This window comes from Fischerella sp. JS2 (assembly GCF_032393985.1).
GTDB lineage: Bacteria > Cyanobacteriota > Cyanobacteriia > Cyanobacteriales > Nostocaceae > Fischerella.
The window spans coordinates 4074638-4087872 of the sequence record NZ_CP135918.1 but is presented as its reverse complement, the minus strand read 5'-3'; the positions used below and the strand labels follow the sequence as shown (position 1 = coordinate 4087872).

Genomic DNA, 13235 nt, shown 5'->3' with positions numbered 1-13235 from the left:
AAACTTCTACCATTGGTATACACCGATAGACAGGTTGAACATAACTCAGAAACAATATTCAGTAATATCACGTCATTTAATTTACTAAGGCTAAAGAAGGACTATTTATGAATCGCTTGCTTCATTGGAAATCTAGAACAACAGCATTTATGGCAATGGTAATGTCAACCAGCGCCATAGTGCCTTTATTTGGTCCTGTTGCAACTGCACAACAACCAGCAATTTTTACCAGACCAAATCAACCAATCAGTCAATCAAGGACAGTTTCTATTCCTCCTGGAGTCACAATTCCTGTTACTTTCGATAAAGATAGAATTGTTGTTACTCCTGACGAAACCACATCTGTAACCTTAAAAGTTGCACAGAACGTTGTAGACGGAAATCGAAATATTTTAATTCCTGCGGGAACTAAAATTGAAGGACAATTACAACCAAGAACTATAAATGGTGTAAAAGGTTCTCAGTTTGTAGCAGAAGAATTAGTTTTTAGCGATGGTAGAAGACAACCTATCGATGCAACTTCTCGGGTAGTTACTAGAAAGGAAACAATCAAGAAAGGAGCCAAGACTAGCACAGTATTAACAGATGCAGCCCTAGGTGCAGGTGCTGCTACTGTTATTTCTCTGCTTACAGGTAACAAAAAAGTTGAAGTCCTAGAACCAGTAGCTGGTGGTGCTGTCGGTGCTTTAGCAAGCACTTTACTACGCAAAAGAGAAGTAGAAGTTGTTGTCATTAACCCACAACAAGATTTAGATGTCACTCTCAACTCCAATTTGGTAGTATCCCGCTTCTAAGACGAACAGAAATTAAATTGTGACTTTCATCATTCTAAAAACTGATGACCATACTTTGAGGGGTTTCCTTTATGGAAACCCCTCTCTAATTTATGAAGAAGAAGCATTAAATTATATTGGTTAGATTATGCGCACAGTATGACTAGTTGGAGATTTTATATTCGGAATATAGGAATCCTTAATGACAAAATAACTGATTTTATACATGACAGAGGTTCTTTGTCCATGATGAATTAACTGGCGAGAGAGCATAAAGTCAGATAAAACCTAACTCCACCGTCCTGAGCATGCAAAACCTATATACTAGCTAACACTGAAACAGATTATGAGCCTTTAAATACTGCTGTTTTGCATACATACGGTTTTTTTTTGGATTTGACCGAAACTCTTTTGGTAAGTTTGCGTCAATAAAAACTAAAGGTAAAAATGATAATTTGGCTGAATAAATCCTAGCCAAGTAATAGCATTTTGACTAAAAAAACATCTTTTTTCTATTACAAAATTGAGTATTTTAGGAACATTTTGTTACAGAAAATAATCTTATTAAGTAATAGAAAAAACAAAAATTTAGAGAGGAAAATAAATGTTTACTCAATTCCGTTGGCAATCGGGATGTGCTGCTTTCATGGCATTAGGTATTACAGCAGGTGCGATCGCGCCTTTAGTGACAGCTGCACCATCTTTCGCTCAAACTAGTTTTTCTGATGTTTCTTCTAACTATTGGGCAGGACAATTTATTCAAGAATTAGCACAAAGGGGTGTCATCGCTGGCTTTCCTGATGGTAGCTTCCGTCCAGAAGAACCAGTTACCCGCGCTCAATTTGCTGCCATGCTCAATAAAGCTTTTCAAAAATCATCAGAACGACAGGCTGTAAATTTTGTTGATGTTTCCAGAAACTATTGGGCATACAGTGCTATTCAACAAGCATATACTACTGGCTTTTTGTCAGGATATCCTGGAAATCGATTCGAGCCTGGTCAAAATATTCCTCGTGAGCAAGTTTTAGTTTCTCTCGCCAACGGTCTTGACTATACTGCTAGCGGTAATGTAGACAGTACCCTACAATTTTACAGTGATGCTAATAGCATCTCTAGTTATGCCCGCACACCTATAGCTGCTGCGACTCAAAAGCAGATAGTCGTCAACTATCCAAGTCTGAGATTCCTAGAACCACAAGATACTGCCACACGCGCCCAAGTTGCAGCTTTTATCTATCAAGCTTTGGTTAGTACTGGTCAAGTTGCAGCAATTAATTCCCCATACATTGTCGCTGCCAACCAACAGACTCCACAAAATCCACCTGTAGCTGTGACTATTCCCCAAGGAACTGTTATTCCTGTGAAGTACGATAAAGCAGAAAAAATTCTCGTCACCAAGGATGAAACAGCGCCTTTAACACTGACTGTTTCGCAAAATGTCGTTACAGATGCAGGAACAGTAGTCATTCCTGCTAACAGTCAAGTTGTTGGTCAACTTAAACCAGCTAAAGGCGGTTCTCAATTCGTGGCAGAAAGATTAATTTTGACTAATGGTCAGGAGTACCAAATCAACGCTGCTTCTGAAGTAATTACCAAAACCGAAACTGTCAAAAAAGGTATTAGTACTGGTGCTATTTTAAAGAATACTGTTTTAGGTGCAGGTGCAGCAGCTGCCGTATCTGCGGTTACAGGCGATCGCGCCATTGCTACAGAAGAGGTGTTGGGTGGCGCTGGTATCGGTGCTTTAATTGGTCTATTCTTCGGTAGGAATAGTATTGATCTCATAGCCATTGACCCAGACACTGACCTGCAAATGACCATTGGTCAAAACTTCCAAGTTTCACTCAGATAGATATTGTTAGTTGTTAGTTGTTAGTTGTTGGTTGTTTACTACTAACTACTATCTACTAACCACTAACCACTAACCATTAGCAATCGGCAACCACACAATAAAAGTAGTTCCTGGTGTTTGAGGTGATGTAATAGCTGAATTTAAAGCAGGACTTTTTACTTCAATTTCTCCCTGCATTTGCTCTATAAGTTGTTTAGCAATAGCTATCCCTAAACCTGTACCAGGAATTTCAGTTTGAGCTTGTACACCCCGGTAATGACGTTCACCTAAATGTTCCAAATCTTGCGGTGGGATACCGGGACCTGTATCTGTGATCGCAACTCCTTGAAGATTGTCTTTTTGTTTTCCCGCTTCTATCAATACCTTGCCACCCGCAGGAGTATATTTCAAAGCATTATCGATGATGTTGCTAAACACTTCTGTTAATGCCTTACAGTTAGCGCGTACTAAGGGTAAATTAGACGGAATATTTGCAATCAGTTGCAGGTTGCGTTCTTGTGCTATTGCTTGCGCTGAAATTAACAAGGGTTGCAATATATCAGCAAGATAGCAATCTGCTTCTTTCTCTCCTGTTCCTGGTAGCAATAATGGCGGTTTGTCTTCTTTTTCTACAGTTGCTTCTACAAATATTTCTTCTTGTTCTGGTAGTTTTAAAGGTGCTAAATTCTCTACCCCCAAATCAATCACTTCATCAAATTTCTTCAACAATTCTTGCAGGCGATCGCTTTCCCGCACAATGCTTTCTGCTACTTCTCGGTTAGGGTCTCCCGACCGCAGTCGCTTCAAAAGCAGCTTACCAAAGGTTCGCAATGCTGTCAGAGGATTACGAAATTGATGCAACAGATTATCTAGTAAATCCTGCTGTTTCTCTTGCAGAATTTGTTGTTGATGCAACTGTACCTCTAACCATGTGCGCCGCTGGTCTAAAATACAGGCTATTGCCAGTGTTCGGGCTATACTTTCTATACGACTCCGCTCCTGTTCATTCCATGCCCTATCTTCTCTAGCTGTCACTAGTAGCCCCATCATGACATCTTCATAAACCAGAGGTAAAACGATTTTGTCGCCGCTTAAAAGAGATTCTTCTGGTGAATCCTCTGATGTTCTATTTTCTGTCTTAGAACTATTTGATGGGACAGGAAAATCTTTTGCTGACGTCAATAACTTTTGATTCAGTGTTGGTAATGCCAGAGCATTTGTACTTTGACCTCCAACTGCTTCTGGATAAACTACTAATGGAATCAATTTCGCTTCATTGGTTGGAGCCTCTACCAATTCTTGTGTTAAATATACAACACTTAATGACGCTCCTAGTCCTTGAACTAGTAACGCCATTTGCTCTCGGCACAGAGCAATAAATTCAGAACTGGCAGACATTAGCATTTTTCAGATCTTGCTCAGAATTAGGACAAAACAAGGAAAAAGTGTGAGTTCTATATGTAACAAAGCTTAACTATATTTTGCAACTAATGCATTAATCCGAAGGCAGAAGGCACCAGGGCAGGAGGCACCAGGACAGAAGGCATTAGGTATTGGGCTTTAGTTTATAAATAACCAACCACCAACCACCAACACTGTTCATAATACTTACCAAAGTATTTATCTACGTTAAGAGAAATTATGTTTCTTGTATCAAAAGTTTAAAAACTGTTGATCTTTTGAACTAGAACTTTTATAATTACGACGGATTTTGTAGCTATAACTACAATCTGTAGCTTTGAAGAGGAGGAAAAAAGGTTGGCAAGGAGACGAAAGCGGAAGAGCCGTCGTCGGCAAGAAGGGCGGCGTATCTTAGAGCATGTGCCCCAATATAGCATTGAAAGCGGCGAAGATAAACCTGTGACAGCAGCCAGAAAATTTATTCAAGCTGAAGGGATCTTGCCACCCGCTTTGCTACTCGTAAAGCGCAACGAACATACAACAGATCGATACTTTTGGGCTGAAAAGGGGCTATTTGGCGCTCAGTATGTAGAAGAGAATCATTTCCTATTCCCTAGTCTGAGAACGTTAGAACCTTCTGCTGTCCCAGAACCGATGGCATTGGTTAGTCGCTGAAACATCTAAGGCGATTTAGTAGATAGTGATTGTGGCTTTTGACAATTATTAACTGGCAAAATGCTAAAGATATATAAAAATTTAATTTTTTTTTAGTTTTCAGCTAATTTGCCAGTCAAATTTAGCGGTCTGGATTAAGATTAATCAAATCCTGCCAAACTATTATGTTTGTAGGATGAGGTTTGGATGACAAAGATTACAAAAAACGGGAATGTAGCGACTCCTCCCTAAGCAAAGAGTTCGTGTCATGTGAACGACGTGCTTAGGAGCTAGTTCTCTAGGGAAAAGTAAACCACCAATTAATTTTTGTAAAATTTGCCAAGCCGCTTTGTCAAACAAAATATAATCTACTCTCCACAAGAATTAAAATTCTTGTGGAGAATAATCTATAATCGGGATTAGTTATTTTTGTTTCCATTTCCGACAAATGCTGCCCACAAATCTGCATTTAGTGATTTCAGAGATAGTCAAATAATTTTGGACTTTACGAAAAGTTTGTAGACGCGTAAGCGTCTACGCGCAGTGTTCCGGGGTGAACCTCCAAGCTTTTCAAGACGGATTGATTCCACAGATAAATCAGGCGGCTTGTACCATCAAGGAATCATCGGTGTTCATAGCTTGGTTGCTATTCACCTGGCTTTAGCTTTAATACCCTTTTTAACTCAATCAGTTCATCTCGATGGGCAGTTACAGTAATTCGACTTGAGGATGGTGATTCGCCCTGAGTTTGTTCTACCTTTAGCGATACCTTTTCAAGCTTTCCAGCTTTTTTCCAGTAGAAAATACCACTGACAGGGGATAGCAATACCATCCCGATAAAAAAACTACTCAGGCTAGGGAAAAGTTGTGACAAAACCAGTGATAGACAAAGAATACCAGTAGCACTCAGCACAGTCAAAAATATTGCTAAAAACCAACTGGGTCGAACATTGCCTTCAAATATAACTTGGTTTTGTTCTTGGTCTACCGCTGCCACTCGGTAAGACCTAGCTCGGAAATACTCCCTTAATTGAGACATTAAAGTAGCTTCGTCTTGCTCAGATACCAGTTGTGCAACTTCAGTACGGTCTTTAGTAGAGGCACGAACAAAGAAAAATAATCCGACCGATAACACAAAAGTGAGCAACAACGTGGATGGCAGAATAGCGGTATCCATATAGTGAGTTTTTACTGCTTGAGTGGAGGAGACTTATTCATTATCAATTATTCGTTAATTTGTCCTCCCATTTATGTACTGTTGCCAAAGACGTGCTAAATCCTGTGCTTGTGGAATCCACTCTGAAGAAACTTGGTACATCCGCCGGGGACGTCCGCGTCCTTCGAGTTTTTTCCAATACCCTGTAATAGCTTTGTAGTCTTCGAGAAACTTAATCGCACTGTAAAGTACGGTGTCCGAAAGACGATAGGTGGGGTATTCAGTTTCTAAGCGTTGGATTAACTCGGTTCCGTAAGACTCCCCTTGTAATAAAACGTACAAGATATAACAAACTGCTAGTTCTTGACAAAGGTAAGTTGGCGGAGGATTCTCAAAGAATTGATATATATCCTCAAGTTTCATGGTTAGTGAAGAATGGCTAAAACAATGCCCAAGGGTCGAGCCTACAATCCCTTTTGTGAGTATATAGTGCTACTCCCTATCTGGGTAAGTATATAACGCTACTTAGGCTGGATTGGCAAGCGCACACAATAAAATTATTAACCCAAGTTTTTAATTGTGGGGATGGCACTTCATGCACCGGAAATAAATTCCAGTGACAGCGCCTTATCAATGCGCCAGCTTTAGAGGTGCAAAAATGCACTCCTGCCCCAAGCTCTAGGCAGTGTGGTGAGGAGCAAACAGACAACAGTTTGACCATTGTCTTTGTGTTTAGTGATGCCGAGCGTGTGAGGACTGTTTAAGCATAAATTGTTGCCTTAGCAATTTTAAAGGTAAATTGCAAATTTTTCTGTAAAACTTAATAAACACTTTTTTTACAGCGATCGCACCAGTGCAAATCTTTAAAATACAAAGCATAAGCTAACATCTATCTATCTAATCCTTGCACCTGTTGACACATTCAAGCCAGCATAGTCTACTGAATTTCTAGATTTGGGATACTTTGGGATACTTAAAGACTGTTGGTTATACCCATTGGGAAAATGATTAGGAATGATGGATAACACCAAAGCTTATCCAGTCAAAATTTATCAATCCAAAATCCTTCTTGAAAAGCTTTGAGCCTCGCTAGCGCTTTCGGAACTTACGCTAACGGAGGAAACCTCCGCACCCTAACCTTAAGCCACTTTGTGTCTACAAACTTTTCGCAAAATCTAAAATCCAAAATCCAAAATGGTATTAAGTGTCATAGTTAATCTATCAAACCTCCCCAGCACATAGGTGATCAGTATGTCAGTAGACTCTCAATCATCTTCTTCTCGCCGTCAGGAAATTGCTAAAACCTTTCGCCTTATTGGTTGGATTAGCTTTTGGATTCAGCTAGTACTAGGCGTAGTTTCTACAATTATTGTGCTGTTATTCGGTATTTTTAGCCAAAGGCCTGGCAGCCCTAGTAATAACCCAGGCAATGGATTTGGTGTATTTCTGGCAGTTTGTGGACTAGTTACCTTGGGTGTAGGTGTATATTTAGCTTTCCGTTACACCCGGATTGGCAGACAACTGTTATCTTCTAATCCTAACAATCACCCTAGCAAATTAGAAACAGTCCAAGTCTTACGGTTTGGACTATTAGTGAATTTAGTCGGAATGTTGTTGACTCTGTTAGGAGCGCAGGCGATTGTTGGTACTCTGGTAGCAAGGTCTATATCTCCTCAAGCAATTACTACACAATTATTTGACCCCAACCGCATTATCAGTGGTCTAGATATGCTTGTAGTGCAAGCAAATACTAATACAGTCTCTGCTCACTTTGCCGGACTTGTGGGGTCAATTTGGCTACTCAATCGCATTACTCGCTAGGCGGGAATTGGGGAGGTGGGAGGTGGGGAACTCATCGGTCCCCACTCCCCCAAGGGAGGAGCCGGTGCGGTGGTGAGGCAACGACGGGAACGCAGGGGGTTCTTCCCCCAACCCCAAAGGGGACCGGTGAGTCCCCCATGAGCGATTGCCGTAGACGCGCTTTACTCGGCTTCTGTAAAGTAAGGGTCCCCCGGCATAAAGAAAGAGGCTTTGGAGATTAGGGGCAATGGGGAGTGTAAGGGGTGTGTAGACGCGCTTTGGCGCGGCTTAAGGTAAGGGTGGGGTGTGTAGACGAGCCAGTGCGGTGGTGAGTCAGCGACTTACCACTAACTACTAACTACTAACCACCAACAAATAACAAATGACAAATGACTCTTTTGCGGAATCATTCCTCTGGAGTATGGAGACAAGTACATGTTCCTGACAAAAACATCTAACTAAAGAGTGATACAAATTGAGTAAATAAAGTGATAAAGGTGCTTGGAGGTCTAACACAATGAGAGAATTACAAACTTGGAGATTTGGGATACAGTTCCTTTTCAGTACAGTGATGATTGGTCTTTGTACTTTCCAGCTAGTCAACGATAAAACGAAAGAAAATCAAACACTTTATTGGAGTGGTTTAAGCACTGTGCTGGCATACTGGCTACCTTCCCCTGCTGGGACTCAAGAAGAGCGTTTCAGCCAGGCAAGAGAAAATCAACAAGAAAGACAATCTTAAATAACTATATAATTTCTATAATTAAGTGATAAAAAAGCGATCGCAATCCTCAGATATTGAGACTATTAGTCAGATCAACATAATAAATATTTGGAAAATAACCTTGGAAATGCCTAAAATAAATTGCAGTGTGATAGCCCTGGCAATAAAGCTGGGGCAAAATTTTGATATTGGTCAATAGTCAATCGTCAAGAATAAACACTTAGTTTCTACTGCCTACTGTCTTTTGCCTTTTTATACTAAAAACTAGGAAAAGTCTGTGCTGGATATTAAGCAAATACGGGAAAATCCGCAATTCGTACAAGAAAGGTTGAATACTCGTGGCGGTAACTATGATATTCAGCCGATAGTAGATTTAAATAAACAACAACGTGAATTGGAGGGCAAACGTAGTCAACTCCAAGCACGCAGTAACGAAATTGGTAAGCTAGTTGGGCAAAAGATTAAATCTGGTATAAATCCTCAAGACCCAGACATTCAAGCCTTGCGGGATGAAGGTAACTCTGTTAAAGCCACATTAAGCGAACTAGAACCCCAAGAAAAAGAAATCATAGCCAAAATTCAAGAACTGGTACTTGCACTTCCTAACTTGCCTAGTGACTCTACACCCATAGGCAAAAATGAAGAAGAAAACGTGGAAGTGCGGCGTTGGGGTGATGAGTACATTCCGCAAAATGCCAATATTTTGCCTCACTGGGAAATTGGCGAAAAATTGGGTATTCTCAACGTCGAACGGGCTGTGAAAGTTGCCCAAAGTCGCTTTGTAACGTTGATTGGGGCTGGTGCAGCACTAGAGAGGGCATTAATTTCTTTTATGCTTGATCGCCAAACAGCAGCAGGGTATGTAGAAGTCATTCCTCCATTCTTAGTTAATAGTGCTTCACTAACAGCCACCGGACAACTACCCAAGTTTGCAGAAGAAAGCTTCAAATGCGCTGATGACGACTTATGGCTTGTTCCCACTGCGGAAGTACCTGTTACTAACCTTTATCGTGGTGAAATTCTAGCTGGGGAAGATTTACCTATTTATCACTGTGCTTACACTCCCTGTTTTCGTCGCGAAGCTGGGAGTTACGGACGGGATATGCGAGGATTAATTCGCTTGCATCAATTCAATAAAGTAGAATTAGTGAAATTTGTCCATCCCAGCACTTCCTTTGATGAATTAGAAAAATTAGTAGGTGATGCAGAGGCTATTTTACAAGCATTAAAGTTGCCTTATCGAGTTGTTAATTTATGTACTGGGGATATAGGATTCCATTCTGCCAAAACCTATGACTTAGAAGTTTGGCTGCCTTCTTCTGGTAAATACCGGGAAATTTCCAGCTGTTCTAATTTTGTAGATTTCCAAGCACGAAGGGCTGATATTCGCTTTAAAGAAGCTGCTAAGAAGGGAACACAGTTAGTTCATACCCTCAACGGTTCTGGCTTAGCTGTGGGACGAACAATGGCGGCAATTTTGGAGAATTATCAACAAGAAGATGGTACGGTGAAGATACCGGAAGTCCTACAACCTTACTTGGGACGGGAAATATTGTGATTTTCGATTGGTGTTTGGTAGGGTGTGTTAGCGACAGCATAACGCACCGTAAATCATACTGGGTTACGACGCTAATTAATTTAATGGTCAAAAATTAGATTATTGTCACGCACCTAACTTACTCATTGACGAAGTTCAAATCCTTATCAGCGAGTATCAAAGACTTATTAACGAGGTTCAAAAACTTGTCAGCGAGAATAAAAGACTCATCGGCGAGTATTAAAGACTCATTAACGAAATTTAAAAACTCGTCGGCGAGTATTCAAGATTCGTGTGCGAATATTCAAGACTCATCGGCGAGTATTCAAAACTCATTAACGAGGTTCAAAGACTCGTCAGTGAATATTAAAGACTCATCGATAAGAATCAAAGACTCGTCGAAGAAGTTCTTAGACTCGCACATAAGCCTGTGATTGAAATTGCAGTCTTATAGTGAAAGTCTGCTTAAGCAGACTTTTTGATTTATTTGAGTCGTCTTCAGACGACTTGCGCTATTAACTAAGGGGGAACCAGCCAAACAGCAAATTTTGATTTGCAGATGTGGGATTGGTTAGAGACTGATTGGATTGTGATTCGAGGACAACAAGCACTAATATGATTAGTCCAATTAGGGATAATATTACCTACAAGGGTAAATTTATTTGGGGTAATTGGTTCACTAAAAAAGCCAGCAAACCGGCACTGAGCAATACCTGGAGTAATTTAGGCAGCAAATCGCCGATATTTAATTGGGACATGGGAGACTAACGCAAGCAAGTAGGCGCGTATTAATAAAATAAATCCTCTCAGTAAGACAACTGAGGATTTTAAGAGAGAATTTATTTGCTGAGGATGAGTGCGATCGCTTTTTTATTTGCGTTTTCTGTGTGCCAAAATGACGAGAAAAATAACCCTACTTTTTTGCCTAGAGAAAGGCCACACCTGAGAAACGTACTACTTTTGAGGAGTTCCTAATTCATCATTCCCCCTCAGGAATTAGCGAAAAAGCCCGAAAATTATGCTTTGTTGTAGACCGATGATAGACTTGTACTCATTCTAGAATAAAGAAAAGTATAGCAAGTAAGTTCAAAAAAATTCTCTATGTCAGTTTTAGCGGCGATCGCAGTCTTAGCTGTTCTGATCCTGGTACACGAACTAGGACATTTCATTGCAGCAAGGTCTCAAGGAATTCATGTTAATCGCTTTTCTTTGGGCTTTGGGCCGATTCTTTGGAAATACCAAGGTTCGGAAACCGAATACGCAATTCGGGCATTTCCCTTGGGTGGTTTTGTTGGTTTTCCTGACGATGATCCAGATAGTGACATTCCACCCAACGATCCAAACTTGCTGCGTAACCGTCCAATTTTAGATCGGGCGATCGTCATCAGCGCAGGAGTGATAGCAAACTTAATTTTTGCCTATTTTCTGCTTGTGGCGCAGGTTAACTTAGTTGGTGTTTCCCAAGCAACTCTACCAGGAGTTTTAATCAAACAATTAGCACCAGAGGTTAGTAATGTAGCTGTCCAAGCTGGTGTCAAACCAGGAGATGTCATAATAGCTGCTAATAACAAAGAGTTTGGCACATCACTGCAAGAGATAGAGGCTTTAAGAGAAATAATTAAAACGAATGCAGGTAAGCCAATTCAACTAAAAATTGCTCGTGGTGAACAAAAGCTGTCTTTAAATGTTACTCCTGAAGCAAAACCAGCTGGGGGTAGTATTGGCGTTGGACTTGCTCCCAACGGTCAAATTGTACGGCGTCGTGTCAACTTAATAGAAGCTTTTAACCTTGGTGCTGCCGAATTTCAGCGCATTCTGAATATGACATTTCAAGGTTTTAAGCAATTAATTACCAATTTTGGCGAAACAGCTGGTCAAGTAGCAGGCCCCGTTAAAATTGTGGAAATTGGTGCTAACATTGCTCAAAATGATACAGGCAGTTTATTTTATTTTGGAGCTTTAATTAGCATCAACCTAGCAATTATCAACATTCTGCCTTTACCAGCCTTGGATGGAGGACAACTAGCTTTCCTACTCATTGAAGGGTTGCGCGGTAAACCTTTACCTTCTCGTGTTCAAGAAGGTGTAATGCAAACTGGTTTAATGCTACTTCTGGGATTAGGTATTTTTCTGATTGTCAAAGAAACTTCCCAACTAGAGTGGGTACAAAAATTATTCCAGTAATTGACCTGCCCCCAAGCCCGCAAGTAAACTGCGGGCTAATAACCCAAGTCTACTTTTAGTAGACTTAATTAGTCCTAAATTGAGGCTAAGTAAAAATTTAGCCCCACTTTGCGATCCTTTGCGTTTACAAACAATACAAATTAATACCAACCAGTACTAAAACACTAGGTGCGATCGCCCACAATGAAAGCATGAAAAATTGACCACAGATACACGCCGATGAATCATGAGTTTGCTGATAAGATAATCCCCGATCCCTAATTTCCACGTACAGTGAGCAACACTCGTAAATGGTCATCTCAAAAGCAGCGATCGCTAGAAATATTAGTCCGCCTCAAGCGTCTTTATCCAGATGCGACTTGCTCTTTAAACTATTCCACACCAGTTCAACTCCTCGTAGCAACGATTCTTTCCGCCCAGTGTACAGATGAGCGGGTAAATTTGGTCACCCCAGCACTATTTAGTCGCTTTCCCGATGCGCCTAGTTTGGCTAATGCTGAGTTGAGTGAGTTAGAAAATTTAGTACGTTCTACGGGATTTTATCGTAATAAGGCAAAGAACATTCAAGCCGCCTGTCGCATGATAGTGAATGAGTTTGGTGGTGAAGTACCAAAGCAGATGGAGCAATTATTATTGCTTCCAGGTGTAGCGCGTAAGACAGCAAATGTAGTCCTTGCTCACGCCTTTAGAATTAATGCAGGTGTAACAGTTGATACTCATGTCCAACGTCTCAGCCAACGTTTAGGTTTGACTGAACATACACAACCCATCTATATTGAACAAGATTTAATGCGCCTTTTGCCCCAACCAGACTGGGAAAATTGGTCAATCCGGTTGATTTATCATGGTCGTGCTGTTTGTAAAGCTCGTAATCCTGCATGTGAAGCTTGCGACTTAGCTGATCTGTGTCCATCAGCGAATGGGGAGTTCAAGGTAAAAAGTACAAAGCAAAAGCGAGGAGAGTGATCGCAACTAGAAAAAAGGCGTATTTTACACGGCAGGCTAAGATTTCTGGTAAAAACCACTGGCTATGGGTAAAAATGTATGCTTAACCGTACAAAATAAATTTAACCCAGTCAATTTGCCTCTTTAGCATATGCCAGAAGGCTTTAGTAACTATATAACATAAGTTAAATTATAAAATCTTTGCCCACAGGGAATTTTTCTATTATTCT

The 13235-nt window shown here is 40.6% G+C and carries 11 protein-coding genes; 8 read left to right on the top strand and 3 right to left on the bottom strand.

The features are described 5' to 3' along the window. Positions 1-107 precede the first annotated feature (107 nt). Together RS893_RS17350 and RS893_RS17345 are read left to right on the top strand one after the other, a co-directional pair. Positions 108-794 carry a conjugal transfer protein TrbI gene (locus RS893_RS17350; RefSeq protein WP_315785968.1) on the top strand — a complete coding sequence of 229 codons (687 nt, stop codon included), beginning with the start codon at positions 108-110 and terminating at the stop codon, positions 792-794. A 583-nt stretch (positions 795-1377) separates the two neighbouring features. Further along, positions 1378-2625, top strand: a complete 1248-nt coding sequence (locus tag RS893_RS17345; RefSeq protein ID WP_315785966.1) for an S-layer homology domain-containing protein — start codon at positions 1378-1380, stop codon at positions 2623-2625. Between the two features lie 69 nt (positions 2626-2694). Here the strand turns inward: RS893_RS17345 and RS893_RS17340 are convergent, their stop codons facing one another. After that, positions 2695-4008, bottom strand: a complete 1314-nt coding sequence (locus tag RS893_RS17340; RefSeq protein ID WP_315785963.1) for a sensor histidine kinase — start codon at positions 4006-4008, stop codon at positions 2695-2697. 354 nt (positions 4009-4362) lie between these two features. Here RS893_RS17340 and RS893_RS17335 point away from each other — a divergent pair, with 354 nt between their 5' ends. Next, on the top strand, positions 4363-4680 hold the full coding sequence (locus RS893_RS17335; RefSeq protein ID WP_026086363.1) for a DUF3155 domain-containing protein: 318 nt from the start codon (positions 4363-4365) through the stop codon (positions 4678-4680). Between the two features lie 625 nt (positions 4681-5305). Here RS893_RS17335 and RS893_RS17330 read toward each other — a convergent pair. Together RS893_RS17330 and RS893_RS17325 are read right to left on the bottom strand one after the other, a co-directional pair. Further along, on the bottom strand, positions 5306-5836 hold the full coding sequence (locus RS893_RS17330; RefSeq protein WP_315785953.1) for a cofactor assembly of complex C subunit B: 531 nt from the start codon (positions 5834-5836) through the stop codon (positions 5306-5308). Between the two features lie 54 nt (positions 5837-5890). Beyond that, positions 5891-6238 (bottom strand): PadR family transcriptional regulator, encoded by a 348-nt coding sequence (locus RS893_RS17325; protein WP_009459843.1) that lies wholly within the window; start codon positions 6236-6238, stop codon positions 5891-5893. 828 nt (positions 6239-7066) lie between these two features. Here RS893_RS17325 and RS893_RS17320 point away from each other — a divergent pair. The 5 genes from RS893_RS17320 to nth all read left to right on the top strand — a co-directional run bounded on the left by RS893_RS17320 (position 7067) and on the right by nth (position 13026). After that, a complete protein-coding gene (locus tag RS893_RS17320; RefSeq protein WP_315785941.1) occupies positions 7067-7636 on the top strand; it encodes a DUF3611 family protein in 570 nt (189 codons plus the stop codon). 496 nt (positions 7637-8132) lie between these two features. Next, positions 8133-8357 (top strand): hypothetical protein, encoded by a 225-nt coding sequence (locus RS893_RS17315; RefSeq protein WP_315785939.1) that lies wholly within the window; start codon positions 8133-8135, stop codon positions 8355-8357. Positions 8358-8616: 259 nt separating this feature from the next. Continuing rightward, the gene (gene serS / locus RS893_RS17310; RefSeq protein WP_315785936.1) at positions 8617-9897 is read left to right on the top strand and encodes a serine--tRNA ligase; all 1281 of its coding nucleotides are present in this window, start codon (positions 8617-8619) and stop codon (positions 9895-9897) included. Positions 9898-10977: 1080 nt separating this feature from the next. Further along, on the top strand, positions 10978-12060 hold the full coding sequence (gene rseP, locus RS893_RS17305) for an RIP metalloprotease RseP (RefSeq protein WP_315785933.1): 1083 nt from the start codon (positions 10978-10980) through the stop codon (positions 12058-12060). A 273-nt stretch (positions 12061-12333) separates the two neighbouring features. Continuing rightward, complete coding sequence (gene nth, locus RS893_RS17300) at positions 12334-13026, top strand: endonuclease III (protein ID WP_315785930.1); 693 nt, start codon at positions 12334-12336, stop codon at positions 13024-13026. Positions 13027-13235: the final 209 nt, after the last annotated feature.

What these genes read in the sequence shown, in the direction of transcription:
- RS893_RS17330 (WP_315785953.1), bottom strand. Translation starts at nt 5,836, where the DNA reads ATGGATACCGCTATTCTGCCATCCACGTTGTTGCTCACTTTTGTGTTA.
- RS893_RS17320 (WP_315785941.1), top strand. Translation starts at nt 7,067, where the DNA reads ATGTCAGTAGACTCTCAATCATCTTCTTCTCGCCGTCAGGAAATTGCT.
- RS893_RS17350 (WP_315785968.1), top strand. Translation starts at nt 108, where the DNA reads ATGAATCGCTTGCTTCATTGGAAATCTAGAACAACAGCATTTATGGCA.
- RS893_RS17345 (WP_315785966.1), top strand. Translation starts at nt 1,378, where the DNA reads ATGTTTACTCAATTCCGTTGGCAATCGGGATGTGCTGCTTTCATGGCA.
- RS893_RS17315 (WP_315785939.1), top strand. Translation starts at nt 8,133, where the DNA reads ATGAGAGAATTACAAACTTGGAGATTTGGGATACAGTTCCTTTTCAGT.
- rseP (WP_315785933.1), top strand. Translation starts at nt 10,978, where the DNA reads ATGTCAGTTTTAGCGGCGATCGCAGTCTTAGCTGTTCTGATCCTGGTA.
- RS893_RS17340 (WP_315785963.1), bottom strand. Translation starts at nt 4,008, where the DNA reads ATGCTAATGTCTGCCAGTTCTGAATTTATTGCTCTGTGCCGAGAGCAA.
- RS893_RS17325 (WP_009459843.1), bottom strand. Translation starts at nt 6,238, where the DNA reads ATGAAACTTGAGGATATATATCAATTCTTTGAGAATCCTCCGCCAACT.